The organism is Planococcus sp. NCCP-2050 (assembly GCF_023708025.1).
In the GTDB taxonomy this organism is placed as follows: domain Bacteria; phylum Bacillota; class Bacilli; order Bacillales_A; family Planococcaceae; genus Planococcus.
Window position 1 is genome coordinate 31,256 of the sequence record NZ_BRCX01000006.1, and the last position, 26,122, is coordinate 57,377.

A 26,122-nucleotide genomic window follows, 5' to 3' on the forward strand; every position below is an offset into this window, starting at 1 on the left:
GCCGCTGCCTGCGGCTTATTTTTTTACCCGAAATTCTCCAGGCTTAAACTTCCCATAAAGCTAGACTCTCTAATGCATGGGTAGGCTGAATGTCTTTCTCCAGCACTTCTTCCATCGGGGTGACTCCCGTATTAACATGCACCGTATCAATTCCAAAATGGATGCCGGCTAAAATATCCGTTTCGTAGTTATCGCCGATCATGACCATTTCTTCTTTTTCAAATCCATGTTCATAAAGAATCGCATCCAACATATGCCCTTCCGGTTTTCCGATATAGACCGGCTCTACGCCTGTCGAAGCGGCAACTAAAGTTGTAAACGCTCCGTTTCCAGGCACAAGTCCCCGTTCGGATGGAAAAGCGAGATCACGGTTCGTCGACAAGAAAACGGCCCCTTTTCGAATTTCCAGACAGGCAACCGCCAATTTTTCATAATTGATGCCAGGGTCGATTCCCATCACCACGATGTCTGCATTTTCCTCTACTTGCATAATGCCTTCTTGCTGAAGCGCATCTTTCAAACCATCTGATCCGATCATATAAACGCTTTTGTTCGGATACCAGCGGCTAATATATTTCGCTGCAGCAATCGCCGATGACATGATTTGCTGATTTTCCGTCACTACGCCGAACTTGGCCAGCTTCGCATTTAACTGTGCTTGCATCATCGATGCATTATTGGTCACAAAAAAAGGCTCGATGCCTTTTGCTTGGAGCCGAGCCACGAAGTTTGGCGCATCCGGTACGGCTTCTTTTCCCCGATAAACCGTTCCATCTAAATCAAGGCAATAAGCTTTATAATTTTTCATTTTTCTTCTCCGGCAAAAATGCTGAAACCGGCCCAAGCTCGTGCTCCAGGTAATATTCCACTTTAGGTCCGAAATTCTTAAGCTCTTTGAGATTTTGGTTTAACACTTCCACTATTTGCCCATGATTGACAGCCGCAAATTCGCGCACCAGCATTTTCCGCAAACCGATGATTTGTTTTAATGGCTCATCCATTTCAGGCGTCACCACTTTTTCATCCGTCAAAATATCGATTATGTCTTCATAGCTTCCCGGATCGCGCATGATAAATCCATCAATCATCGAGTTTCCTACATCAATTATCGATTCAATTACATTGCTCGCCACGCGTTCCAGCGCAAGCTCATCTGTCAGAGAAGTCCATTGCTCCTTCTCTTCGTACAACGCGATTAGTTTGCCCATATAAGTTACCGTTTCTGTGATTTTGTTTCGGTCAATAAAGTACATCTTATACCCTCCTGGTGATCTGTTCTCTTCATGTATTTCCACCTTCTATCATATCATAGGCGCAAAGAAAAACCCTCGGCGGATCATGCATCCGCTTCGAGGGTTTCTGTAGCTGGTTCTGGGATTTCTTTCGTTTCCGGTGCTGGCTCAGGCACTTTCCCGACTTTTTTTATGACAAAATAAGCGCAGCCAAAATTGCAGTATTCATAAAGATAATCCTGCAAGGTGCTGATTTTCGTATCGTATGTGGCTTTATGGTTTGTATCTTCAAAAAAGCCTTTCAGACGCAATTGGCCATATCCCCAATCACCCAGAATGTAATCGTATTTGGAAAGAATTTCGCTGTACCGATTATTCAAAGCTTCTTCCTGGAAGCCTTCCCGATAATCGATGATCACTTCGTACTCCCATTTATCAATCGTAATCATGTTCGTCTTCACCTCTTAACTGTTAACTCCTGCAACTTGCTGATCTCCGAGACGTTGACGTTCTTTTGCAGCGGCATTGACTTGTTCATCCGCATGATAGCTGCTTCGCACCAATGGCCCTGCTTGGCAATGCGAGAAACCTTTTGTCATTGCAATTTCCCATAATTCCTTAAATTCTTTCGGCGAATAATATTTCTGCACTTTCAAATGTTTTTTGGAAGGCTGTAAATATTGGCCGATCGTCATGATGTCTACGTCATTCGCACGCAAATCATCCATCACTTCAATTATTTCCTCTTTCGTCTCCCCTAAACCGATCATCAAAGAAGATTTAGTCGGAATTTCCGGATACATTTCTTTAGAACGCCGAAGCAGTTCCAGTGAACGGTCATATTTGGCACGCGCTCTTACTCTTGGTGTCAAACGCCTCACGGTTTCGATATTATGGTTTAAAATATCCGGTTGTGCGTCCATCAAAGTCCTTAAGTTCTCTTCGCTTCCTCCCATATCCGAAGGAAGCACTTCCACTGTCGTAAACGGATTTTTCCGTTTAATCGCGCGCACCGTTTCTGCAAACACTTCAGAACCGCCGTCTCTGAGATCATCGCGAGCAACTGCTGTGATAACCGTATGCTTTAAATTCATCAGCTTAACGGAATCTGCGACCCGTTCCGGTTCTTGAAGGTCCAGCTCATTAGGAAGGCCTGTCTGAACTGCACAAAACCGGCAAGCGCGTGTACAGACCGCTCCTAAAATCATGAAAGTGGCTGTCCGTCGGCTCCCCCAGCATTCATGGATATTCGGACATTTTGCTTCTTCACAAACGGTATTCAAATTATTTTCACGCATCATTTTCTTTAAATCTGTGTAATTTTCATTTGTATTAAGCTTAATTTTCAACCAATCGGGTTTTCTAAGATGTTCTTGCTTTTCTGGCATCACTACATCATCCCTTCAGTGCTTGGTTTTATGTATTTGCTCATGGTCCCTTCCAAATGTACCATAATATATCACCGCCTACAATAAGATCTGCCATCTTCTGTAAAACGAAAAACCCGGAAGCGATTAGCTTCCGGGCCCATGATAGTAAACCAATAAAAGTTTGAAATTATGCGTTTCGGTTGGCTCTGCTTTTGCTGACGGCATTCCCGATACTTGCAGCAAGACCGCCCCAGATGATAACCATTCCGATGATCATTACGACTATTGCACTAGTTGACATATGGTGAACCTCCCTTATTTGTTTTCGTCATACTGCGCATGGTCTTTATGCCATTTGCCAATTGAGAAGAGGATTCCAAGAACAAGTGCGCCTGCCGCTACTGCGACGCCTCCAGTTAACGTAAACATATCGGAGTAGCCTTCATAGTTCCCAGTCTCATTATCAAACTCCTGAAGAATATTCAGCTTCAAAAGACCGAACATCATGTAACCCAAGACGATTGGGGTAATGATGCCTAAACTGAATTTCCACCAGCCACCAAGTCGAATATCCGAAATGGCATTGGCATGTTCTTGAAGCGCTCCTGCTTTGCGGAACACCCAAACCACTAGGACAACTTCGACAAGTCCGATGAATGCAACACCGAATTGGTTGATGTAGTAATCGGCAAGGTCCAAGAAGAACAATCCGCCCTGAGTTGCAAATAGGATAGAAATCAAAGCAGCAAGACCGCCGCCAAATAGAACCGCTTTCTTACGCGAGATGCCGAATTTCTCAGAAAAACCAGCTACATAAGTTTCAGTGATGGAAATCAAGGAAGTCAATCCAGCAAGCGTCAATGATAGGAAGAACAATGCACCGAACAGACCATTGAATCCCGGGAATTCATTGATGATTTGCGGGAATACAACAAATGCCAATCCGACGCCAGCTGATGCGACGTCCGCCACGGCAACCCCTTGTTGGCTAGCCATGAATCCAAGTGCTGCGAAAACGCCAATCCCTGCCAATAATTCGAATGCCGAGTTGGCAAATCCAGTGATAAAGGCGTTATTGGTAATATCCGATTTTTTCGGAAGATAACTTGCATAAGTGATCATAATCGCAAATGCTACCGATAAACTGAAGAAAATATGGCCATAAGCTGCTACCCAGACCGAAGGATCCATAATGGCATCAAAATTCGGTTTGAAGAATGCATCTAATCCCATAGCCGCTCCGTCCAACGTGACAGCGCGAATAACAACAATCAAGAAAATCACTACTAAAGTTGGAATGAAAATGCGGTTAGCCATTTCAATTCCTTTTTTAACTCCGGCAAGCAAAATGCCAAGTGTAATGATCCAGACAAGTGCGAGCGGAATAAATACACCCCATACTATTCCACCAGTTTCACCTGGCTGTACAGTCAATTGCAAGAAATCATTGAATAGGAATCCTTCTGTATCGTCTCCCCAGGCTTGATTGAAGGAGAAAATTGTGTAGCGCATTGCCCATGCGATGATGACCGCATAATAGACGGATATGACGAACGACACGAAGACGGCCCACCAGCCCATCCATTCCAATTTCTTGCCACTCATTCTAAAGAATGATAACGGCGCCGATCCGCGGTACTTGTGTCCAATGGTGAATTCCAAAATAAGAATTGGTATCCCTGCGGTTAACAGAGCGAATAAGTACGGTATAAAGAATGCTCCTCCACCATTTTCATAGGCAACATATGGAAAACGCCAAATGTTCCCTAAACCTACCGCTGAGCCGACAGCCGCCATAATAAATCCGGCTCGCGTACCCCATTGCGAACGTTCCATCTCTCTTCCCCCTTAGTGTTCTTCCATTTTTCTTACAGAAAAATAGGAAGTTTGTTTATTTTCAGATTATTGCTAATCTAAAAATAGTATAACGAGGGAGTTTGGCAAAGTAAAGATAATTTCTCGTTTTTTTTAATTAAAACTATTTGCGAAATAATAAAAAAGCAGAGAAGTAACTTCTCTGCTTTCGAATTTATACTAGTTTATTGTGTTTTTCAGCTATAGTCGTGCGTCTTGACCAGACGATGAATAATATCGCCAAAATAACAATCACTACGCCTAAAGACAGTAAAAGTGAGTTTGTGAACCCTATGACAATATACCCTACCGCAGCAATTAACGCGGCTGTAATAGCATAAGGCAACTGGGTAATCACATGGTCCATATGATTGCTTCCTGCTCCTGTAGAGGAAAGGATCGTCGTATCTGAAATCGGCGAACAATGATCGCCGAATACAGCACCTGCTAAAACCGCTGAAAGCGTCGGCAATAATAATTCCGGTTCAGCTTGAGACATAATCTGCCCAGCAATTGGCAGCAAGATCCCGAATGAACCCCAAGATGTTCCTGTAGAAAATGCCATGATGCCTGCTAGCAAAAACAGCAAAACCGGAAGAATTGAAGTTGGCATATTAGCTTCGGTAACAACATCTGCTAAATATTTTCCGGTCTCAAGACTATCGATCAGATAAGTCAATGACCAAGCGAAGATAAGAATCATCACTGCACCCAACATCGATCTAACTCCAGCCAAAATTCCTTTTGCTACCCAACCGGCATTGGCTGTTTCGTTTTTACGCATTTGCAGCAAGTACAGAATGACGGAAGTTAGTGCACCCAATACACCGCCCACTAGAAGAGAAGCAGGCACATCCGTATTCTCAAAAATCAGCCAGATATCAAAAACTTGTTCCGCATTTTGATAGCCGGTCCACATCATTGCACTGACAGTTCCTACGACCAATACGAAAATCGGTAATAATAAATCCAGAACCCGGCCATGGGAATGGCTTGGAAATTCTTCTTTCATTTCACCCGGAATCGTTTTTTTCGGATCGAATAATTGGCCTTTTGTAAGGGCTAAGGTTTCATGCTTTTTCATCTCGCCAAAGTCTACGTCACGGATTGCGACAAAAAAGACAATTGCAAGAGAAGCAACCACATAGAAGTTCATCGGTGCCATCCAAATGAACGCTTCCAAAGCGGAAGACTCGACGTACGTTTGCCCCGCTAATATGGTGGCTACGATTCCGATAATGGCTGCGCCCCAACTCGATACTGGCGAAATAACGCAGACAGGCGCGGCTGTAGAATCGATAAAGTAAGCGAGTTTCGCGCGAGAGACTTTGTAGCGGTCTGTAATCGGGCGTGCGACTTGCCCTACAGCGAGTGCATTAAAGTAGTCGTCAATGAAAATGACAATGCCTAATAAGACCGTAACAACTTTTGCTCCTCTTCTCGACTTGATCCGAGTCGATGCCCACTCAGCAAAAGCATGGCTTCCTCCAGATAAGCTGACGAAAGCGGTAATGATTCCTAAAAGCAGTAGGAAAAGAATAATGAAAACATTATAAGCATTAAAGCCTTCATCCCAGAAAATAACTGCAAAAGACGTGTAAAGCTCTTTTAAAGCGGCTACCGGAGCAAATGAGGTATAGATAAATGCTGCAGCGACAATCCCGGCTCCAAGAGACAGCAGCACGCGCCGCGTTAATAGCACCATTGCAATGGCGATAATTGGCGGCAAGATTGAAAAAATCGTGTTCTCCATGAAAAATCCTCCTTTTTTGTAGGATGGAAGAGAAAAAAGGCTGATTGTCTCCGTTAGGGTACAATCAGCCTTCTACAATTCGTCTGTGTGATAATACATCAAACATCCCTGTAGCTCTTCATTTGTGCAAAGCACAAATGACAGTGCCATTCTTCTTCAGAATGACCCCAGCCCTTTTTCCATTGACTGTGAAAAAAGAACTTCGGCAAAATTTCCTTTCGAATGCGTTCAACGTTGTCAAACTCGCGCATTGTACTGATAAATTCCGCAGCCTCTACCCATCGATATAATTCATTTCTTAGTTAGCATAGCCGATATTTTTTTGAAAATCAAATGAGTTTATACTTTGAATATTCACTCACTTAAGTGCTTTGCTTCTAAAATACTGGCTGAAAACATCCCGCAGGAATTCAGGCATGAAGTATTTCTTAGGCGCCCGTTTTAATGAAGGGAAAAAATAACCAAAAGTGAACATATCCAAAGTAATCAATTTATAACTTTCCTCTGGATTTGCCGGAATGCCGCCAATGAATAATTGATGATTTTCCATGGATAAGTTGATGCGGATCATTTTGCCGAACACCGCCCCACGAAAACCCATCCCTTTCAATTCAATAGTCGGCCACTCAGCGTTCAAGGATTGAAGAAAGATTTCTTTCAGTTCAGCGCCTGTCAATTCGATCAGGCAAGGATTAATCGGATGTGGAAGCATCTTATGGAAATCATAGCGCGTTGCTGTTCCAAGCGGCATATTCTCCATAAAGAGCCCCGCATTGAAAATGGCGCAATCCGCTCCTGAAAAATCTAACATCGCTTCCCCGAACAATTCTGCGAGTTTCGAGTCTTTGAACCAATCTGCGTCAAGCACTTGCTCATTATAGAAAATCGGATCATTTAATTGCTCTTTTCCTTGCGCAATCAGCAAATCATCAAAATCTTCTTCGACACTTTGGAGCATAGCAGTCTCAATCAATTCCGCTTGTTTTTCGCCGCTTTGAAGATCGACTGTAATATGTCCAATATAGATGCCGAATTTGCCGGCTGCTCCAAGCATCGTATTTCCGATCATTTTGCCCTCATGGAAAATATGATGCGTATGGGCTCCGAGCAATACATCGATTTCCGGGCATAACTCCACCAATTGCTCATCTTCTTTGATGCCGAGATGCGACAGACAGATAATGAGATCGGCTTGATCTTTTATGGCCTCAACCGCCTGGACTATAGAATCCTTTGCGTCGGTTACGGTCCAGCCCAGTCGCCGGTAAAACGGCGTAAACTCTGCAGTAGCCCCAACCAACCCAATTTTCAAGCCGCTCTTTGCTTCCACTAGATGAAAAGGTTTCGCCCAATTCGGCCGGCTGCCGTCCAATTCAAACAAGTTCGAGACGATGACGTCAAAATCAGCTTGCTGATAAAGCGCGTCAAGCTCTTCCTTAGCCAAGGTGATGCCTTCATTATTGCCGATGGTCACAGCATCGTAGCCTGCATCATTCAATAATTCGATATTCCCTTTCCCTGAAGTCCCTTCAGTGAAAGGATGCGAACGGTCAACGTGGTCACCAATATCAAGAATAAGGCACATATCCCCTGCTTCTTCGTGCCAACGCTTTCGCTCTTTTAGCAGCGACCGGATGCGCGGCCAATTTGAAAAATGGCTATGCACATCGTTTGTATGATAAATGTGAAGGGTTTCACCCATGACTTACACCTCTTTAAGAACTAAATATTCCTTCATAAATAGACCGCAGTCCGAGAACCAATAAAGCAATCCGCAAAATAACGACGAGCGTATCGGAATTCAATTTTTTATTTAACGCGGCCCCTATTTTAGCACCGATATAAGCACCGGGAACGACTGCTAATGTGTAAAGCCAAGGCACATTGCCGAGTGAAATATGGGTAATGGAATTTACAATAGCCGATAAAAACACCATGAACATCGAAGTCCCGACCGCTACATGCGGAGGGAATAGAAAAAGAAGAATCATTGCCGGCACCATGATCGATCCTCCACCGATGCCGAATAAGCCGGATGCAAATCCGACGGCAAATGTCAGAAGAAGTGCAAACCATACAGGATAGCCGTATACGTATTCCTTATTCATCGAATCCCGGAACGTGAAATTGCGTCCATTTTGCACAAACCACCGCACTGCTTTTAAGCGGTCTTTCACCAATAACAGCAAAGCCAGAAAAACTAATAAAAATCCAAAATACAATTGAAACGAAGGGAGATCCAGGCTTTTATTGACAAAAGCACCAATGATGGTTCCTGGTACGCTGCCAGCGAAGAAAATCAGCCCGCTCCGATAATCCACCGTTTTGACTTTCATATAGGAAAGCGTAGAGGACAGACCTGTGAAAATCATCATGACGACAGAAAGTCCGACGATTTTCTGAGGCGGGAGTTCTGGGAAAAAGATGAAAGAAGTGCCGAGAAAAAGCATAGCAGGCACTAAGATTACACCGCCGCCGAGTCCGATTAATGCGCCAACGATGCCTGAAAGCAAACCGACAAGCGCAATCAGCAAGAAGACCATTAAAACCCTCCGTCAAATAAATCGAGCTGCTTCGGTGATAAGCCGTTAAATTCCAAGCCGTTCATTTGCTGGAATTGCTTTGCGTCACCAGCGGCATGGCCTCCTGAATTGTTGTTGAAGACAACATACACCCGTTCCGTTGATTTCTCCAGTAGCTTGGCTGCTTCGCTGATTTCTTTTAATTCTCTTTCATTGTAATCGTAAAGATAGCGGACTTCCCGCCATTTTTGGCCATGGCCAGGATTCAGCCAGCCGTGGACATTGCGCCCATGGAGCCGGATCAGCACTTTATCTTCCCGGGTAGATACGGGAACCAATGGAATCGACCCTTCGCCTGCTTGTGGTTCATCGCAGACTGAATGGATCAGGTTGTTTTCCCTAAAAAATTCAAGCGTCTTCTCACGAAGCTCAGGTGTATACCAAGATTGATGGCGGAATTCCACCGCCAAGTCAAATTCTTTCAGCCTTCCGGTGATTTCCCGGATCTGCTCGACATTTTCTTTTTGGCAATCGAACCATGGCGGGAATTGCAATAAGACCATGGCCAGTTTCCCTGCCTCTTTTAACGGGCGAATGGATAAGATAAAAGCTTCAAACATTTGATCGCGGCTTTCGAAAGGGTTCTCCCCCCGCTGATGCCCGGTCATCCCTTGATAGGCTTTGACGACAAATTGGAACCCTTCCGGCGTTTCATTGATCCATTTCCGGATATTCCGTTCAGGCTGGACCGCATAGAAAGAAGAATCCAATTCCACGATCGGAAAATGTGCACTATAGTCAATCAGCTTTTCTGTTTTTTTAGAACCTGGGCTATAGACATCCGGATGGTCGCCCCATCCAGTCAATCCTACATATATCATGAGTCCGCCTCCAATATTCGTTGTTATTTTATGATAGCATAGAAAAAATAAGACGTCTTATTAAGAGCTGCCTTTAAAGGAAAAGGTATTTTTTTAATTAAAATCTTACCTTATCTCTTTTTTCCCAGTTCCCTAAAAAAATACACCTCTATGGAGAAGAGGAGTCGATCCCTTTGAAAAAACAATGGAACCGCGAAACACTCATTGAGAAATTCGAAGCCAACCGCAATGAACAATTATCCGTGCCGATGGCCGCTTACATGCGGAACCAATTCCCTTTTCTCGGCATCAAAACACCCCTAAGAAACACGTTATTAAAGCAGCATTTTTTAGAATACGAATTGCCGCATCCACCACAGCTTTTCGAAGAGGTATGGAAACTCTACAACTTGCCGGAACGGGAATACCAATATGCCGCTATCGCCTTGCTCGAAAATACGAAACATCATTTGACGCTTCAAGACCTGCCCAATTTGAGGCAGCTCATTGAAAGCAAGTCCTGGTGGGATAGTGTCGATTCAATCGCTCCGAGGATAGTTGGCCATGTCATTAGTGAGGAACGCCTTAACGGGGCACCTATCATGCTTGAATGGTCCTATGCCGATAATCTGTGGACGAATCGCTCTGCCATTTTACATCAGTTGAAATACAAGCGGGAAACCGATACCGAATTATTAACTTCAATTATTCGGCAGCATGCAGCTTCTAAAGAGTTTTTCATCCAAAAAGCAATTGGTTGGGCATTGCGAGAATATGCCAAAACGGATGCGGAATGGGTGCGGTCTTTTACTGCACATCACTCACTCATGCCGCTCAGCAGGCGGGAAGCCTTGAAGAATATCGAAAAATAATCCACATACTTCCTATTTTCCATCCAATATAAAAAGCCCGATGCCATATAGGCACCGGGCTTTCCGTATTAAAAAATTAACCGATAGAGCCTTCCATTTCGAACTTGATTAAGCGGTTCATTTCTACCGCATATTCCATTGGAAGTTCTTTCGTGAATGGTTCGATAAAGCCCATAACGATCATTTCTGTCGCTTCTTGCTCAGAAACGCCGCGGCTCATCAAGTAGAACAATTGCTCTTCAGATACTTTCGAAACTTTCGCTTCGTGCTCTAATGAAACATTGTCATTCAAGATTTCATTGTAAGGAATCGTATCAGAAGTTGACTGGTTATCCATGATCAACGTATCACATTCAATGTTTGAACGTGCGCCATCCGCCTTACGGCCGAAACGGACAATTCCTCGGTACGATACTTTACCGCCTTGTTTCGAAATGGATTTCGAAACAATCGATGATGAAGTATTCGGAGCCAAGTGAATCATTTTAGCGCCAGCATCCTGGTGCTGACCTTTCCCTGCAATTGCAATCGAAAGCGTCATTCCGCGAGCGCCTTCGCCGCGCAGGTAAACTGCTGGATATTTCATCGTCAATTTAGAACCGATGTTGCCATCAATCCATTCCATTGTTCCGTTCGCATCAACAAATGCGCGTTTCGTTACAAGGTTATAGACGTTGTTTGCCCAGTTCTGGATTGTTGTATAACGGCAATATGCATCTTTTTTCACGACAATCTCAACTACTGCTGAGTGAAGTGAGTTGGTTGTATAAACCGGTGCTGTACAGCCTTCTACATAGTGAACGCTTGCGCCTTCATCAACGATGATCAGCGTACGTTCAAATTGCCCCATGTTTTCTGAGTTGATGCGGAAATAAGCTTGTAGTGGAGATTCCACTTTGATGCCTTTTGGTACATAGATGAAAGATCCACCAGACCATACCGCTGTGTTCAACGCAGCAAATTTATTGTCAGCAGCCGGAATAACCGTCTGCCAGTATTCTCTGAACAAGTCTTCGTTTTCACGAAGCGCAGCATCTGTGTCTTTAAAGACGATGCCCATGTCCTCAAGTTCCACTTTCATGTTGTGGTAAACAACTTCTGATTCGTACTGTGCAGAAACACCCGCAAGGTATTTTTGTTCTGCTTCAGGAATCCCAAGTTTGTCGAATGTCGCTTTGATTTCTTCTGGAACTTCGTCCCAAGAAGTTTGGCTCGCTTCAGATGGTTTTACGTAATACGTAATTTCATCGAAGTTCAACGAACCTAAATCTCCGCCCCATTGCGGCATTGGCATTGAATAGAATAATTTCAATGCTTTTAAGCGTGATTCCAGCATCCATTCAGGTTCACTTTTGATATTCGAAATTTCACGAACGATATCTTCAGTCAATCCACGTTTAGAGCGGAAAACTGAAACGTCTTTATCGTGGAACCCATATTTATAATCACCGATTTCCGGCATTTTTTTAGCCATCATCGTTCCTCCGTTCTTTGTTACGATTTGTCTTCGTTTTGCACGCCTTTTTCCATAGCTTTCCAAGCAAGAGTTGCACATTTGATCCGCGCTGGGAATTGCGAAACGCCTTGCAAGGCTTCTATATCACCAAGGTCAATAGAATCATCATAATCTTTTCCGAGCATCATGTCTGAAAAGATGCTTGAAAGTTTCATCGCTGTATCGACATCTTTCCCTTTGACAGCTTGCGTCATCATCGAAGCTGATGCCATTGAAATCGAGCATCCTTCTCCATCGAATTTCGCATCTTTAACGATGCCATCTTCAACTTGCAAAGTCAAATGAATACGGTCGCCGCAAGTCGGGTTATTCATGTCGATTTTCACGTTTTCATTTTCAAGCGTGCCTTTATTGCGCGGCGTTTTATAATGGTCCATGATTACGCGTCGGTATAATTGATCTAAATTATTAGTAGACATCGTTGAAATACTCCTTTGCCGAACGCAATCCTTCTACTAAACGGTCGACATCCGACTCGCTATTATATAGGTAGAAGCTTGCGCGTGCTGTAGCTGATACCTCCAGCCATTTCATAAGGGGCTGAGCACAATGGTGTCCGGCACGAACAGCGATGCCGCTCATATCAAGGACGGTTGCCACATCGTGAGGATGAACATCATCCAAGTTGAACGTCACAATGCCCGCACGTTTCGCAGGGTCTTTCGGTCCGTAAATTGAAAGGCCTTCGATCCCACTCATTTTGTCCATTGCATAGGCAGCCATTTGATGTTCATGTTTTTCAATTTCGTTCAATCCGATTTCGTTCAGGAAGTCGATAGCTGCACCGAGTGCAACCGCTCCAGCGATAATCGGAGTTCCGCCTTCAAATTTCCAAGGCAGTTCTTTCCATGTGGAGTCGTATAATCCAACGAAATCGATCATTTCTCCGCCAAATTCGACAGGCTCCATGTCATTCAATAAAGCTTTTTTGCCGTATAAAACGCCGATGCCTGTTGGACCACACATCTTATGTCCAGAAAAAGCGAAGAAATCACAATCCAGCTGCTGTACATCAATTTTCAGATGCGGTGCAGCTTGTGCTCCGTCCACTACCATAATTGCTCCATTTTCATGGGCAATCTCAGCAACTTCCTTTACAGGATTCATCGTTCCAAGAACATTGGATACATAAACCATTGAAACGATTTTCGTGCGTTCAGTGACTGCGGCACGAACTTGCTCCAATGAAATGGTTCCATCTTCTTCAAGCTCGACGTATTTCAAGATGGCTCCGCGTTCTTTTGCCAATTGCTGCCATGGAATGATATTGGAATGGTGTTCCATGTAAGTAATGACGATTTCATCGCCTTCTTCAACATTGGCTCTGCCGTAGCTTTGGGCTACTAAATTAATTGCCGTTGTCGTTCCGCGAAGAAAGACAATTTCTTCCGTTGAATTGGCATTGATGAAATTCTGGACTTTTTCACGAGCACCTTCATACTTTTCCGTAGCCCGGTTCCCGAGGGTATGTACCCCTCGGTGAACATTGGAGTTATCGAATTCATAATAAGACTTTAATGCTTCGATCACTTGAACCGGCTTTTGGGAAGTAGCAGCGCTATCCAGATAAACAAGCGGATGGCCATTTATTTCCTGATTTAATATTGGGAAATAGCTTTTTATCTCTTGGTTAATCATTAGCGGACTTTCCTTTCGATAACCTCCGTCAATTGCTTTTTAACGCCTTCGATTGGCAGCACATTTACGACTGGTGCCAAGAAACCGTGAATAACAAGACGTTCAGCTTCTTGTTTTGTAATCCCGCGGCTCATTAAGTAATACAATTGAAGAGGATCAACGCGGCCGACAGATGCTGCGTGGCCTGCTGTTACATCGTCTTCATCAATTAGAAGAATCGGGTTCGCATCTCCGCGAGCCGCTGGGCTCAGCATCAATACGCGCGATTCCTGCTCAGCATTGGCTTTTGTCGCGCCATGCTCGATTTTGCCGATGCCATTAAAGATAGATGAAGCAGAATCTTTCATCACACCGTGCTTTAAGATCTGTCCATCGGAGTTTTTGCCCCAATGAATCACTTGAGTTGTAAAGTTTTGTTTTTGCGTTCCGCGTCCAACAACCACCATTTTCGTATCGCCAATTGAATTATCGCCGATCAAGTGGGTTGTGTTTTCAGAAATCGTGTCGCTATCGTTCATCATGCCGATCGCCCACTCAATGCGTGCATCACGTTTTGCAATTCCGCGGCGATTCACGTAAGTTGTGAAGCCTTCTGCCAAAACGTCTACAGCACCGTAAGTGATGCTTGCGTTATCTTCAGCGATAACTTCAGAAACAATATTCGCTAATCCATTAGAATGCGGAATTGTTGAGAAATAGTTTTCGACATAAGTTACTTTACTGCTTGTATCAGCCACTACTAATACGTGGTTGAAAAGAGATGCCTGCTCGTCGTCGTGGATAAATACCACTTGTACCGGCTCTTCAATTTCAACATTTTTTGGAACGTATAGGAATACGCCGCCATTTAATAGAGCTGCATGCAAAGAAGTCAATTTATGCTCTTCAGCACGAACAGCTTCTTTCATGAAGTATTTTCCGACAAGATCGCTATGTTCGCGGATTGCCGTGAAAATATCCGTCAAAATAACGCCTTTAGCTTTCAAGTCTTCTGAAAGAGCTGAATAAGCTGGAGTGTTATTGTGCTGGATGTAAATATTTTTTTGTTCTAAGTCTACAACGGATTTCACTTCTTCCGGCAATTCTTCTAAAGAGCTGTAAGTCGAGCTCTCAACAGCATGCACCGGGAATTCAGTGAAATTCCATTTGTCAATTTTGGTTTTATCCGGTTTTGGCAGCGGCAATGCTTCTGCGGCTGCTAGCGCCTGGATGCGCAAGTTTGTAAACTCTTCTGGTTCTTTTTTAGAAGCCGAGAAGGAGCGCACGTCCTGCTCGGTCATTTTGATGTTCGTTTCAACCGTCACGTTAGTCTCCCCTTCCAATTATGCTTCCTGTCCTACAGTCTCGTCTTCAATTCCAAGTTCAGCCTTGATCCAGTCGTAGCCTTCTGCTTCCAGTTTGTGAGAAAGTTCTTCCCCGCCTGATTTCACGACACGGCCCTGCATCATAACGTGGACATGGTCTGGAGTGATGTAGTTCAGCAAACGCTGATAGTGAGTGATAATCAAGCAGCCGAAGTCTTCGCCTCTCATTTGGTTAACGCCTTCAGACACGACTTTCAATGCATCGATATCCAAACCGGAGTCGATTTCATCAAGAACTGCGATTTTCGGTTTGATCATCATCATTTGAAGAATCTCGTTGCGTTTCTTTTCACCGCCGGAGAAACCTTCGTTCAAATAACGCTGAGCCATATCCTGGTCCATATCAAGAACGTCCATTTTCTTATCCAATTCACGGATGAATTTCATCAATGAAATTTCATCGCCTTCTTCGCGGCGGGCATTCATAGCTGAACGCATGAAATCTGCATTCGTAACGCCTGAAATTTCACTTGGGTACTGCATTCCAAGGAAAAGGCCAGCGCGAGCGCGTTCATCGACTTCCATCTCAAGAACGTCTTCGCCGTCTAGCGTAATGCTTCCTTGCGTTACTTCATATTTTGGATGGCCCATAATTGCTGAAGCCAATGTAGATTTCCCAGTTCCGTTAGGTCCCATGATTGCGTGGATCTCACCTGTATTAATTGTTAAGTTCACACCTTTTAAAATCTCTTTGTCTTCGATTTTAACGTGTAAATCTGTAATGACCAAAGTTGACATGTAAATACCTCCATAAAGTGAATTTTGAATGGAAACCATTCTTAATTAGTATCATTCTAATCTTAACCGAAATTCACTTGAGTAGCAAATCTTTAAACCGAAACAGAAATTGCATAAAAAACAATTTACAACACTGAATTTATAACGGTTTTTAGCGAATCTTCTCGTATGCGCTCCATTGGTTTTATTTTCAATACCGCATAACTAAATGAGAATACATATCAATAAAAAAACCAGCGCTCATTCGCGCTGGCTCTGGTTTTCTATTAGTCACGGTGTACTAGACGCTCTAAACGAGCAGCCACTTGCTGGCCTTGCTGATAATCTCGTTCTCTCCGTTGTTCCACTTTTACAATCTTGTCAGTGTCGTTTTGATATTCGTCGATACCAAATCCGTGTACATCTCTAAACGCCTGTTCCATCTTTTCGGTATGTTCAATTCCGTGTGAATCGATAATGAACCATTCCTCTCTGATTTTGTTTCACTCTTATTATACCCATTGCTTTCCAGTAAAAACCCATTTAAAAGAAGTTTCCTGAAATTAGCCCCATTGTCGGATGAAAAATACGTAAAACAAAAGACCCAGCCAAAGCTGGGTCTTCAAAGTTATTATTGAGATACTTCATTAAGAAGGCTTGAAGGAATTAGCCCTTGCTCTTCTAATAAAGCGTTAAGTTTTTCATCAGCTTCCATGAATTTTGCGTTAGCCGCTTCAAAAGAAGGCGCTTCTTTTGTCAATTCTTCCGCTTTCATATCATATGCTTCTTTAATTGATGCAAATGATGTTTCAATGTCTGCTTGCTGCTCTTCTAGTTCAGCTGGAATTTCGATTCCTTCCACAGCTTTCGCCGCTTCTTCTGCTGAAGTTTTCGCTGCATCTTTCATTGTTTGAAGATCTGCACCTTCTGGAAGTGTTTCTTCCGCTTGAGCTGTTTCGTAAGCGTTCAAGTCCGCATCAACAGCGTTGATCGTTTTTGAAATGGAAAGATAGAATTTCATCATATCCTGTTTTACATCTGTATTTTGTTGAGCTGTTTCTTCTGTTTCTTTATCAGTTGAAGCTTTTTCATCTGATGCTGTATCATCGCTGCACGCCCCTAAAAATAAAGCAGCTGAGAATCCGATTGCAAGTAATTTCTTCATGTTGTTTCCCCCTTAGTATAATAATCCTTCCATATAATAGCATAAGCGATATGGAGGAGTATATAGTTGGGGGAATAGCCGGAATAGATCGAATTACACATGTATTCTAAACTTTTTTACCATTGGCAAAACGGTCTACGATAATCGCTAAAGCGCCGTCGCCCGTCACATTCGTTGCAGTTCCAAAACTATCCTGCGCCATATACAGCGCAATCATCAATGCAATCATTGTTGGATCGAAACCAAGCATCACTTCAAGCAAACCGAGCGCGGCCATAACAGCTCCCCCAGGTACGCCGGGAGCAGCAATCATGGTAACGCCAAGCATGAAGATGAATGGCAAGAAATCAGAGAACGAGGGATCTTGCCCCGTGATAAATAGAACGCCGATTGCACAAGAAACAAGCGTGATCGTGCTCCCAGACAAATGGATTGTTGCAAACAAGGGCACAGCGAAATCAACTACCCGTTCATTTGCACCAGTCTTTCGTGCTTGCTTCACTGTAACCGGAATCGTTGCTGCAGAAGACTGTGTGCCAAGTGCCGTAAAATAGGCAGGAAGCATAGTTTTCAATAGGAACAAAGGGTTTTTCTTAGTTAATGCACCAGCTGCTGAATACTGAACTGACAGCATCACCCAGTGCAGAATGACAATCATAACGAATACGACAGCAAAGAGCGAAAGAATCTTCGCTACCGCTCCCCCGTATGCCATATTCGCAAAGATGCCGAAGATGTGGAATGGCAGCAATGGAATAATGACATAAGAAATGACTTTTTCAATAATCGATTGAAATTCTTCAAAAAACGAAAGCATCGTTTTGCTGCCCGTCGAAGCCATTCCGATTCCAAGCAAGAATGCCAAAATCAAAGCAGTCATGACGCCGAATACCGGTTCCATTGGCATATCAATGAAAGAAGTGGCCAAGGATTTTGCAGGATCGTCAATGCCATTCATCGAACCTTTATCCATAAAGTTCGGCAAAATGGCAGTTGCCGCAAAGAAGGCCAAAATTCCTGCCACAATAGTCGAAGCATAGGCAAAACCCGTCGCAAGGCCCAGCAGTTTCCCAGATCCTTTCCCGAGCTTAGCAATTCCAGGTGCGATAAAACCGAGAATAATTAACGGCACGACAAAGTTAAGAAAATTTCCGAACACCGTAGTGAATGTCGCAAAAATGCGCGCCATCCATTCAGGCGCAAAAGAGCCGATTAGAACGCCTAATGCAATTGCCAGAATAATCCGGGGCAATAAGCCGAATTTGAACTTCATGCGATTGTCCTCCCTAGATGAACAAATGTATATTTTATTATTTAAAAATAGCACAGGAAGCAAATAATTGTAACCCATTAGTGTATTCTCGTAATATTTTCATTATTCCACAAACAAGTTTCACGTTTATCTTGGGGCTTTTATGCAATAAAAAAAGAAGACCCAATTTTACTTGGACCTTCTTTTTATCGTTAATCAGTCGACCGGTACGACTGAACCGCCCCACTCTTCAAGGATGAAATCTTGGATTTCTTGTGATTTCAAAACTTCTACAAGCGCTTGGACATTTTCACTGTCTTCATCGCCAGCTCTTACTGCAATCACGTTTACGTAAGGCGACTCAGAGCTTTCAAGTGCAATTGAATCTTCTAATGGATTCAAGCCTGCATCGATTGCATAGTTCGAGTTGATCAATAAAGCATCGCCTTCACCTGATTCATATAGTTGAACCATCAAAGCTGCTTCATAGTTTGCATCAAATTCAAGATTTTTCGGGTTTTCCACAACGTCGCTCACTTCGGCTACCGTCTTGTCAACGCCTTCCGCTAAAGTGATTAGGCCTTCTGCTTCAAGAAGCGATAGGATGCGGCCATGGTCAGCAACTGAGTTGCTCATTAAAATAGTTGCGCCGTCTGGCAATTCATCTAATGATGCATATTTTTGGGAATAAACGCCGATCGGTTCGATGTGGATGCCGCCTGCATTTTCAAAATCATAACCGAATTCTTCGATTTGAGATTCCAGGTACGGAATGTGCTGGAAATAGTTCGCATCGATTTCTTCTGAATCCAAATCCTGGTTCGGCAAGATATAATCTTGATAAGTTTCAATTTCCAATTCAATGCCTTGCTCTTCAAGAAGCGGTTTGGCTTTTTCTAAAATCTCCGCGTGTGGCACGTTAGACGCTCCGACTTTTAATGTGCTTGACTCTTCTTCGCTTGACCCGCCGTTGTCGCTCCCGCACCCAGCCAGTGCCAATACGGATAATAATGTTCCTGCTACAAGTTTCTTCATGTGTGTGATCTCCCTTTTTTCTATAATGTTTTTCTATTAACGCTTATCTGAGCGAGTGGTCATCCAGTCGCCGATAAATTGAATTGCGAATACAATTACCAATATTAAAATCGTCGCCATTAACGTGACGTCTTCGCGGCTTCGCTGGAATCCATCAAGAAAAGCCAAAGTTCCCAGTCCGCCTGCACCAATAATTCCGGCCATTGCGGTATACCCGACAAGGGCAATGGCTGTTACCGTAATTCCTGATAGCAGCGCCGGCTTAGACTCCGGCAAAAGCACTTTGCGGATAATCGTCCAAGTGGTTGCTCCCATTGAACGTGCAGCTTCGATAACGCCTTTATCAATTTCTTTTAACGCGATCAACACCATCCGCGCATAAAACGGCGCTGCCCCGATGATCAAGGCAGGCAGAGCTGCGTTCGGCCCACGGATTGTACCGATCAGGAATTTCGTGAACGGAATCAATAAGATGATTAAGATGATAAAAGGAATAGAGCGGAAAATATTGACGAAAGCTCCAGTCAACCAATTGACGATACTATTTGCCCATAATTGTTTGGGCGCTGTCAGAAATAATACAATTCCGAGAACCAGCCCGATAACAAAAGTGAAAAACGTAGACATCGCTGTCATGTAGAGCGTTTCAAGTGTCGCTTCCCACATGTTCTCCCAATCAACGTTCGGGAATAAGGACTCAATCATTTGACATCACCTCCGTTTGAACGCTTTCTGCATTCAAGTAAGTGAGCGCCTCACTGATTTCCTGAGCAGAACCTTTCATCTGTAAGATCAAGGTTCCATAAGCTCCGCGTTGCGTATGAGCAATATTCCCTTGCACAATATTCACATCCACTGGATACTTGCGGATCAGCTGAGTCAAAATCGGCTGTTCGGTTTGGTCACCTACAAAGACCAATTTCACCAATTCCCCAGTCGGATATAGCTTCCGCAAATTCTTAATCGTTTCCTGGGAATCTTCCGTGTCGGTTACTTGAGCTACAAAACGCTTCGTGATTTCTTCTTTCGGAGATTGGAAAACATACAGCACATCGCCAAGTTCTACTACGCGCCCGCCTTCCATGACGGCGACCCGGTGGCAGATCTTCCGGATGACATGCATCTCATGGGTAATCAACACAATCGTTAGTCCGAGCCGTTTATTGATATCGACCAGCAATTCAAGAATCGAGTCTGTCGTCTGCGGATCAAGTGCCGATGTCGCTTCATCACAAAGCAGCACTTCCGGTTCGTTTGCCAATGCTCGTGCGATGCCGACCCGCTGTTTCTGGCCGCCTGATAGCTGTGAAGGATATGCATTTTCTCTTCCTTTTAAGCCAACCAATTCCACCAGTTCCAATACGCGCGCATCTCGCTTGCTTTTAGGCACACCAGCAATTTCGAGCGGAAATTCGATATTCTCCTTGACGGTACGCGACCATAGCAAGTTGAAATGCTGGAAAATCATACTGACTTTCTGCCGTGCTTTGCGAAGATCATTGCCTTTTATTGCCGTAATGTTTTGGCCATTGATGACAACCGATCCATCTGACGGTTTTTCCAAACCGTTCAATAACCGGATCAAGGTACTTTTTCCGGCGCCGCTATAACCGATAATGCCGAAAATTTCACCGGCTCCAATGGACAAGTCCACATGATCAACGGCGGTAAGGGTACCTTTCCCTGTATCGAAGACCTTCGATAATTTTTTTAATTCAATCATTATTTACAACTCCTACCCCCAAAAATAAAAAACCCTTCTGCGCAGAATTGAGCAGAAGGGTGAACGTGTAATGACACGATAACCGTTCTCTCATCTTCCAAAGTCAGACTTTGTGTGATTTGGCACCATTTCATTTTCATGACGGTTGCCGGGCTTCATAGGGCACTTCCCTCCACCACTCTTAATAAGAGTTACGATATTTAATTAGTATTCAGAAATTCAATTTACCATGCAGGGATTTATTCGTCAACAGTTTTTAACTTTTCATACAAAAAAGGCACCGAATGAAAAGCATAGATCTTTTCTTTCAACTGGCCGTTCTCTGTTATCAGCAGGCATGGTACGCTTTCGACTTGATACAAAGAAGCAATTTCCTGTACATAATTTAAATTCGCTTTGCCCAAGCGGACATTCGGGACCAGTTCTTTGACGACATCCATCATCTTAGAAGCAACCTGGCAAGTGCCGCACATGGGGGTATATAAATAATAAGCGGCTGATTCATGCGTATTTTTTTCTTTCAGCCACTCTTTATGTGTCCATTCATTCATCTTGTTCATCCCTCAGTTACTAGCTTATTGACTTGAACATTCGCTGAGATCAGCACATCAAGCAAAATCCGGATCGGCGTCGCCGCCACTTCCTTATAGCTTCGATTGATATAGAAATGCCGCGCTTCAGGGAATTCCCTTTTGACCAATTTCCGCAGCTGCTCACCGGATTTATCCGCATCCACCAAAATGATGATATCCAGATCCTCATAAGGCAGCAGCAACTCTTCAAGCCTTGACGCACTTACTGTACCATTTGTGCAAAGAATCGTCACGGGTTCTGCAATGAGCGGTGCGATTCTGGTTTTATCACTGCGCCCTTCCACCACGATCACCTTTTCCATAAGACTACACCTCACTGGAAATAGATAGCTGCCTCAACTAGTTAAAGCCTTTTAAGCAAGAGTTAATACTTCTTATTATAAAACGATTGCTCGATTTGTTCTAGAATCCTGCTTATGGCGGAAAATCTGGAGATGAAAAAAGCGCCCAAAAAGGCGCTTTGATTTTACTCGTTTGTCATTTCTTTGTATTGGTCTGCAGTCATCAATTCGCCAATTTCAGCTTCGTTCGGGGATTCGATTACCACCATCCACGCTTGTTCGTATGGAGACTCGTTCACATGTTCAGGGTTGTCCTCGAGTTCAGCATTCACTTCGATTACACGGCCGCTGATTGGTGCATATAGCTCCGATACCGTTTTAACTGATTCAACGCTGCCAAATGGCTCGTCTTTTTTAATTTCGTCGCCGACTTGCGGAAGCTCAACAAAAACGATATCGCCAAGTTCAGCTTGTGCAAAATGCGTAATGCCAATGCGGGCAGTGCCGCCTTCTACTTTTACCCATTCATGTTCTTTTGAATAACGAAGTTCTTGTGGTGTACTCATCGAAATCCCTCCAGATATGTAATTAACTCAATTTCAGTTTGACATAAACCCCATTGAAATACAAGATTTCAAATGCTTTATAGCCAAGCATTTTGATAATCCGCTTCTTTGAATCCGAGCGTTGTTTTCTGCCCGTCAAAAGCGAGCGGACGTTTGATCAACATGCCGTCAGATGCAAGCAATTCCAGCTGTTCATCTTCGGACATAGAAGACAGTTTATCTTTCAATCCAAGCGACCGGTAGATCATGCCGCTTGTATTGAAGAATTTCTTCAATTCCATGCCGCTGCTTTCATAAATTTTTCTTAATTCTTCTTTTGAAGGCGGATTTTCAGCGATGTGGATCTCGTTGAATTCCACTTCATTCTGCTCCAGCCATTTCTTGGCTTTGCGGCACGTCGTGCATTTCGGATAAGCGTAATAAGTAATCATGCAGAAACCTCCTTTTCCACAAGCTTACCAAAATAAAGGCTGCTGGTCGACGTAAAAAAAGCGCGGCTCGGAAGCCGCGCTTTTCAAAATCACACTACGTATTTTTCAACTTCGATCAATTTAACCGCTGCTTGGCGTTTTTTCTCGATTACGTTGTAAGGAGTTGAACGCGTCAGTTTGCGAAGCGCTGATAGCATCATGCGCTGGTTGTCGCCGTCAATCGCTGCCAACAATGTTTCTTTTGCGTCTTTTTCAATTTTATCAAATGCTTCTTGGCAATAGATTTGTGTGTAAAGCAATTTTTGCTGAGCTTTTTCTTCACCTGAAGCAGCAATCGCTTTTTCTGTACGAAGCACTACAGATTCCATAGCGAAAACGTTGCTCACGATGTCAGCGATATTGACAAGCACTTCCTGCTCGCTTTCAAGTTTTGTGCCGTAAGTCTGTGCTGCAAGACCCGCTGCAAGCAAAGCGATTTTCTTCGCATTTTTCACCAAGTATTTTTCTTGAGCCAAAGCTTCCGTGCCGATTTCTTCCGGCATCATCATCAATAGTTCTTCCTGTAATTGCTGTGCATGCTGAAGCAATGGAAGTTCGCCTTTGACCGCTTTACGGATCAATGTTCCCGGTACAAGCAAGCGGTTGATTTCGTTTGTTCCTTCGAAAATACGGTTGATGCGTGAATCGCGGTAGATGCGCTCAATTTCGTATTCCTGCATGAAGCCGTATCCGCCATGCAATTGTACGCCTTCATCGACGATGTAATCCAATGTCTCTGTACCGAAGAATTTATTCATCGAGCATTCTACTGCAAATTCAGCAATTGAGTTTGCAACCAATTTCCCGTCTGCATGCTCTTCATCCGTGAATCCGCTCATGCGGTCTTCGAACAATCCAACTGTGCGGTAAACGGAACTTTCCACTGCATACAGATGAGAAGCCATTGTTGCCAATTTTTCACGCGTCAAGTTGAATGAAGAAATCGGCGTTTTGAATTGTTGGCGCTGGTTTGTGTAAGGAATCGTTAATTCCATTGCACGTTTTGAAGCTCCAATCGTGCCGACGCCCAATTTGTAGCGGCCGATATTCAAGATGTTGAAAGCGATAATGTGTCCGCGTCCTGCCTCACCCAGCAAGTTTTCAACCGGCACTTCCGCGTCTTCTAAGATCAATGTACGAGTGGAAGAAGATTTAATCCCCATTTTCTTTTCTTCCGGTCCAACAGATACGCCTTTGAACTCACGCTCTACGATGAATGCCGAGAACTTATCACCATCAATTTTCGCATAAACCACGAATACATCCGCAAATCCTGCGTTTGTAATCCATTGTTTTTCACCGTTCAAAACAAAGTGAGTTCCGGCTTCGTTTAGTTTTGCTACCGTTTTTGCTCCTAAAGCGTCGGATCCTGAGCTCGGTTCAGTCAAGGCATAAGCTGCGATCATTTCACCAGTTGCCAGGCGCGGCAAGTATTTCTGTTTTTGTTCTTCGTTGCCGAAAAGAACGATCGGCAATGATCCGATCCCTACGTGGGCACCGTGAGTGATCGAGAATCCGCCGGCTTTCGACATTTTCTCAGCGATCAATGCAGATGCGATTTTATCAAGGCCAAGTCCGCCGTATTGTTCCGGAACATCTGCTCCAAGCAATCCAAGGTCGCCTGCTGATTTCAATAAACGCACCGAATGCTCAAATTCGTGGTTTTCCAATTTTTCGACCACTGGCATGACTTCGTTATTCACATAATCCTCAGTCGTTTTCGCGATCATTTTATGCTCTTCTGTAAAATCTTCCGGTGTGAATACCCGTGATAAATCTGCATCTTCGATTAAAAAACTGCCGCCTTTAATTAAGGTTTTTGACTCTGCCATTTTTTATTCCTCCTAATTTATGTTTATATAAGTTGAACTAAGTAGCTTTACTAATTGATATTCCGCAAAACAGCTGTGCTTTCCGCGGGCTCGCGCTAAGCTAACTCGGGCTAGACGCCCGAGTGGATCTTAGCACTTCGCTGTTCCCGCAGGAGTCTCCGCTGTTTTGCTCTATATCAAAGCGTCTCTTACCGCCGGCGCGTAAACGGGCTAAGCGGAGCGATAAGACGAGGGTTCTTTTCGGCTTATTGCGGGAGCTTTGCCCAGAGCGACCGAAGCGGTGGGCAAATGTTATACCTATGCAGTTTCTTCTATAGCATTTCAAAGACGCCTGCTGCGCCCATTCCGCCGCCGATGCACATCGTGACAACGCCGAACTGTTTTCCTTGGCGCTTGAGTTCACTCATCATGCGCAAAGTCAAAATGGATCCTGTTGCGCCGAGTGGATGGCCAAGTGCAATCGCACCGCCGTTAAAGTTTACTTTGTCGATATCAAGCCCAAGCTCGCGGATTACACCAAGCGATTGGGAAGCGAATGCTTCGTTCAATTCCCATACATCGATATCTTCGATGGATAGTCCAGCCAGTTTCAATGCTTTTGGAATCGCGACAACTGGGCCGATCCCCATGACTTCCGGCGGTACGCCGCCTGTTGCAAAGGAACGGAATTTCGCAATCGGCTTCAATCCTAAAGATTCCGCTTTTTCGCGGTCCATTACCAGAAGTGCGCCTGCGCCGTCTGATGTTTGGGAAGAGTTCCCAGCCGTTACGGTGCCGCGTGCAGAAAAGGCTGCGCGCAATTTATCGAGTGTCTGCACAGTCGTGCCGTGGCGAACACCTTCATCCATTTCGAACATAAAGGATTTTTCCTGGTATTTATTGTTTTCATCCACGAATCGCTTTGTCACTTCGACCGGCACGATTTCTTCTACGAAATGGCCTTTTTCAATAGCAGCTGCAGCTTTTTCGTGGGAACGGACCGCAAAAGCATCCTGATCAGCACGGCTCACGCCGTATTGTGTTGCTACTTGCTCAGCTGTATGCCCCATGCTCATATAGTATTGAGGAGCGGTTTCAGCAAGCTTCGCATTCGGGCGCAAGACATTGCCCATCATCGGTACCATGCTCATTGACTCGACGCCGCCTGCAATAATCGCTTCAGCAGATCCAACCATAATCCGTTCTGCCGCATAGGCGATAGACTGAAGGCCTGAAGAACAGAAGCGGTTGATCGTTACCGCAGGAGTCGTATCCGGAAGGCCGGCCAGTGCGCCGATATTGCGGGCAATGTTCATGCCTTGCTCTGCTTCCGGCATGGCGCAGCCCATGATTAAATCATCGATTGGGCCATCGTATCCAGCCCGGTTCATTGCTTCTCTGACAACGAGTGCCCCGAAATCATCCGGGCGCACTGTTGCGAGAGAGCCTTTTTTCGCTTTTCCGACCGGGGTACGCGCCCCGGCCACGATTACTGCTTCGCGCATAAGTTGTTTCCTCCTTTAATATC

28 protein-coding genes and 2 riboswitches are annotated in these 26,122 nt (G+C 44.3%); of the genes, 1 reads left to right on the forward strand and 27 read right to left on the reverse strand.

The genetic code is table 11. From position 1 onward, the window contains the following. Positions 1 to 43 precede the first annotated feature (43 nt). From NFU07_RS15525 to NFU07_RS15570, 10 genes are all read right to left on the reverse strand, one after another. Positions 44 to 808, reverse strand: a complete 765-nt coding sequence (locus tag NFU07_RS15525; protein ID WP_251479685.1) for a TIGR01457 family HAD-type hydrolase — start codon at positions 806 to 808, stop codon at positions 44 to 46. Continuing rightward, positions 795 to 1,253 (reverse strand): DUF86 domain-containing protein, encoded by a 459-nt coding sequence (locus NFU07_RS15530; protein WP_251479687.1) that lies wholly within the window; start codon positions 1,251 to 1,253, stop codon positions 795 to 797. The genes NFU07_RS15525 and NFU07_RS15530 overlap by 14 nt, the downstream gene beginning before the upstream one ends. Positions 1,254 to 1,336: 83 nt before the next feature. After that, positions 1,337 to 1,681, reverse strand: a complete 345-nt coding sequence (locus NFU07_RS15535) for a YutD family protein (protein WP_251479690.1) — start codon at positions 1,679 to 1,681, stop codon at positions 1,337 to 1,339. 15 nt (positions 1,682 to 1,696) lie between these two features. Further along, the gene (gene lipA / locus NFU07_RS15540) at positions 1,697 to 2,620 is read right to left on the reverse strand and encodes a lipoyl synthase (RefSeq protein WP_235198778.1); all 924 of its coding nucleotides are present in this window, start codon (positions 2,618 to 2,620) and stop codon (positions 1,697 to 1,699) included. A 169-nt stretch (positions 2,621 to 2,789) separates the two neighbouring features. After that, entirely contained in the window at positions 2,790 to 2,903 is a 114-nt protein-coding gene (locus NFU07_RS15545) for a methionine/alanine import family NSS transporter small subunit (protein ID WP_235198777.1), read from the reverse strand. A gap of 14 nt (positions 2,904 to 2,917) precedes the next feature. Then, entirely contained in the window at positions 2,918 to 4,438 is a 1,521-nt protein-coding gene (locus NFU07_RS15550; protein ID WP_251479693.1) for a sodium-dependent transporter, read from the reverse strand. A 193-nt stretch (positions 4,439 to 4,631) separates the two neighbouring features. After that, a complete protein-coding gene (locus NFU07_RS15555; protein ID WP_251479696.1) occupies positions 4,632 to 6,209 on the reverse strand; it encodes a Na+/H+ antiporter NhaC family protein in 1,578 nt (525 codons plus the stop codon). 103 nt (positions 6,210 to 6,312) lie between these two features. Next, positions 6,313 to 6,494: riboswitch (Lysine riboswitch) on the reverse strand. Between the two features lie 73 nt (positions 6,495 to 6,567). Then, positions 6,568 to 7,911, reverse strand: a complete 1,344-nt coding sequence (locus NFU07_RS15560) for a bifunctional metallophosphatase/5'-nucleotidase (protein ID WP_251479699.1) — start codon at positions 7,909 to 7,911, stop codon at positions 6,568 to 6,570. 13 nt (positions 7,912 to 7,924) lie between these two features. Beyond that, positions 7,925 to 8,752: a sulfite exporter TauE/SafE family protein gene (locus NFU07_RS15565; protein ID WP_251479702.1), complete on the reverse strand. Its 828-nt coding sequence runs from the start codon at positions 8,750 to 8,752 to the stop codon at positions 7,925 to 7,927. Continuing rightward, on the reverse strand, positions 8,752 to 9,612 hold the full coding sequence (locus NFU07_RS15570; protein WP_251479704.1) for a DUF72 domain-containing protein: 861 nt from the start codon (positions 9,610 to 9,612) through the stop codon (positions 8,752 to 8,754). The genes NFU07_RS15565 and NFU07_RS15570 overlap by 1 nt, the downstream gene beginning before the upstream one ends. Positions 9,613 to 9,785: 173 nt before the next feature. On the opposite strand from NFU07_RS15570, the gene NFU07_RS15575 reads away from it, so the two are divergent. Continuing rightward, on the forward strand, positions 9,786 to 10,463 hold the full coding sequence (locus NFU07_RS15575; protein WP_251479707.1) for a DNA alkylation repair protein: 678 nt from the start codon (positions 9,786 to 9,788) through the stop codon (positions 10,461 to 10,463). A 76-nt stretch (positions 10,464 to 10,539) separates the two neighbouring features. On the opposite strand, the gene sufB is transcribed toward NFU07_RS15575, so the two are convergent. From sufB to NFU07_RS15655, 17 genes are all read right to left on the reverse strand, one after another. Next, positions 10,540 to 11,937 carry a Fe-S cluster assembly protein SufB gene (sufB, locus tag NFU07_RS15580; RefSeq protein WP_251479709.1) on the reverse strand — a complete coding sequence of 466 codons (1,398 nt, stop codon included), beginning with the start codon at positions 11,935 to 11,937 and terminating at the stop codon, positions 10,540 to 10,542. Between the two features lie 20 nt (positions 11,938 to 11,957). Next, on the reverse strand, positions 11,958 to 12,398 hold the full coding sequence (gene sufU, locus NFU07_RS15585) for a Fe-S cluster assembly sulfur transfer protein SufU (RefSeq protein WP_052652178.1): 441 nt from the start codon (positions 12,396 to 12,398) through the stop codon (positions 11,958 to 11,960). Then, positions 12,388 to 13,617: a cysteine desulfurase gene (locus tag NFU07_RS15590; protein ID WP_251479714.1), complete on the reverse strand. Its 1,230-nt coding sequence runs from the start codon at positions 13,615 to 13,617 to the stop codon at positions 12,388 to 12,390. Before NFU07_RS15590 ends, sufU begins: the two co-directional genes overlap by 11 nt. Beyond that, positions 13,617 to 14,921: a Fe-S cluster assembly protein SufD gene (gene sufD, locus NFU07_RS15595; RefSeq protein WP_251479718.1), complete on the reverse strand. Its 1,305-nt coding sequence runs from the start codon at positions 14,919 to 14,921 to the stop codon at positions 13,617 to 13,619. Before sufD ends, NFU07_RS15590 begins: the two co-directional genes overlap by 1 nt. Before the next feature lie 18 nt (positions 14,922 to 14,939). Then, positions 14,940 to 15,719 (reverse strand): Fe-S cluster assembly ATPase SufC, encoded by a 780-nt coding sequence (gene sufC, locus NFU07_RS15600; RefSeq protein ID WP_052652180.1) that lies wholly within the window; start codon positions 15,717 to 15,719, stop codon positions 14,940 to 14,942. Positions 15,720 to 15,985: 266 nt separating this feature from the next. Next, positions 15,986 to 16,141 (reverse strand): YuzK family famiily protein, encoded by a 156-nt coding sequence (locus tag NFU07_RS17800; protein ID WP_483604126.1) that lies wholly within the window; start codon positions 16,139 to 16,141, stop codon positions 15,986 to 15,988. 188 nt (positions 16,142 to 16,329) lie between these two features. Then, positions 16,330 to 16,863 (reverse strand): hypothetical protein, encoded by a 534-nt coding sequence (locus NFU07_RS15605; RefSeq protein WP_235198771.1) that lies wholly within the window; start codon positions 16,861 to 16,863, stop codon positions 16,330 to 16,332. Positions 16,864 to 16,969: 106 nt separating this feature from the next. Beyond that, positions 16,970 to 18,136 carry a dicarboxylate/amino acid:cation symporter gene (locus NFU07_RS15610; RefSeq protein ID WP_251479721.1) on the reverse strand — a complete coding sequence of 389 codons (1,167 nt, stop codon included), beginning with the start codon at positions 18,134 to 18,136 and terminating at the stop codon, positions 16,970 to 16,972. Positions 18,137 to 18,331: 195 nt separating this feature from the next. Beyond that, positions 18,332 to 19,150 (reverse strand): MetQ/NlpA family ABC transporter substrate-binding protein, encoded by an 819-nt coding sequence (locus NFU07_RS15615; RefSeq protein ID WP_251479725.1) that lies wholly within the window; start codon positions 19,148 to 19,150, stop codon positions 18,332 to 18,334. A gap of 36 nt (positions 19,151 to 19,186) precedes the next feature. After that, positions 19,187 to 19,855: a methionine ABC transporter permease gene (locus NFU07_RS15620; protein ID WP_235198768.1), complete on the reverse strand. Its 669-nt coding sequence runs from the start codon at positions 19,853 to 19,855 to the stop codon at positions 19,187 to 19,189. Then, entirely contained in the window at positions 19,848 to 20,873 is a 1,026-nt protein-coding gene (locus tag NFU07_RS15625; RefSeq protein ID WP_251479728.1) for a methionine ABC transporter ATP-binding protein, read from the reverse strand. Before NFU07_RS15625 ends, NFU07_RS15620 begins: the two co-directional genes overlap by 8 nt. Positions 20,874 to 20,960: 87 nt before the next feature. Next, positions 20,961 to 21,064: riboswitch (SAM riboswitch) on the reverse strand. A gap of 48 nt (positions 21,065 to 21,112) precedes the next feature. After that, complete coding sequence (locus NFU07_RS15630) at positions 21,113 to 21,424, reverse strand: thioredoxin family protein (RefSeq protein ID WP_251479731.1); 312 nt, start codon at positions 21,422 to 21,424, stop codon at positions 21,113 to 21,115. 5 nt (positions 21,425 to 21,429) lie between these two features. Further along, a complete protein-coding gene (locus NFU07_RS15635; protein WP_052652187.1) occupies positions 21,430 to 21,768 on the reverse strand; it encodes a ribonuclease M5 in 339 nt (112 codons plus the stop codon). Between the two features lie 164 nt (positions 21,769 to 21,932). After that, positions 21,933 to 22,313, reverse strand: a complete 381-nt coding sequence (gene gcvH / locus NFU07_RS15640) for a glycine cleavage system protein GcvH (protein WP_235198765.1) — start codon at positions 22,311 to 22,313, stop codon at positions 21,933 to 21,935. 77 nt (positions 22,314 to 22,390) lie between these two features. Next, a complete protein-coding gene (locus NFU07_RS15645) occupies positions 22,391 to 22,744 on the reverse strand; it encodes an arsenate reductase family protein (protein ID WP_251479734.1) in 354 nt (117 codons plus the stop codon). A gap of 89 nt (positions 22,745 to 22,833) precedes the next feature. After that, positions 22,834 to 24,615: an acyl-CoA dehydrogenase family protein gene (locus tag NFU07_RS15650; protein WP_251479737.1), complete on the reverse strand. Its 1,782-nt coding sequence runs from the start codon at positions 24,613 to 24,615 to the stop codon at positions 22,834 to 22,836. A 311-nt stretch (positions 24,616 to 24,926) separates the two neighbouring features. Continuing rightward, the gene (locus tag NFU07_RS15655) at positions 24,927 to 26,099 is read right to left on the reverse strand and encodes an acetyl-CoA C-acetyltransferase (RefSeq protein ID WP_251479740.1); all 1,173 of its coding nucleotides are present in this window, start codon (positions 26,097 to 26,099) and stop codon (positions 24,927 to 24,929) included. Positions 26,100 to 26,122: the final 23 nt, after the last annotated feature.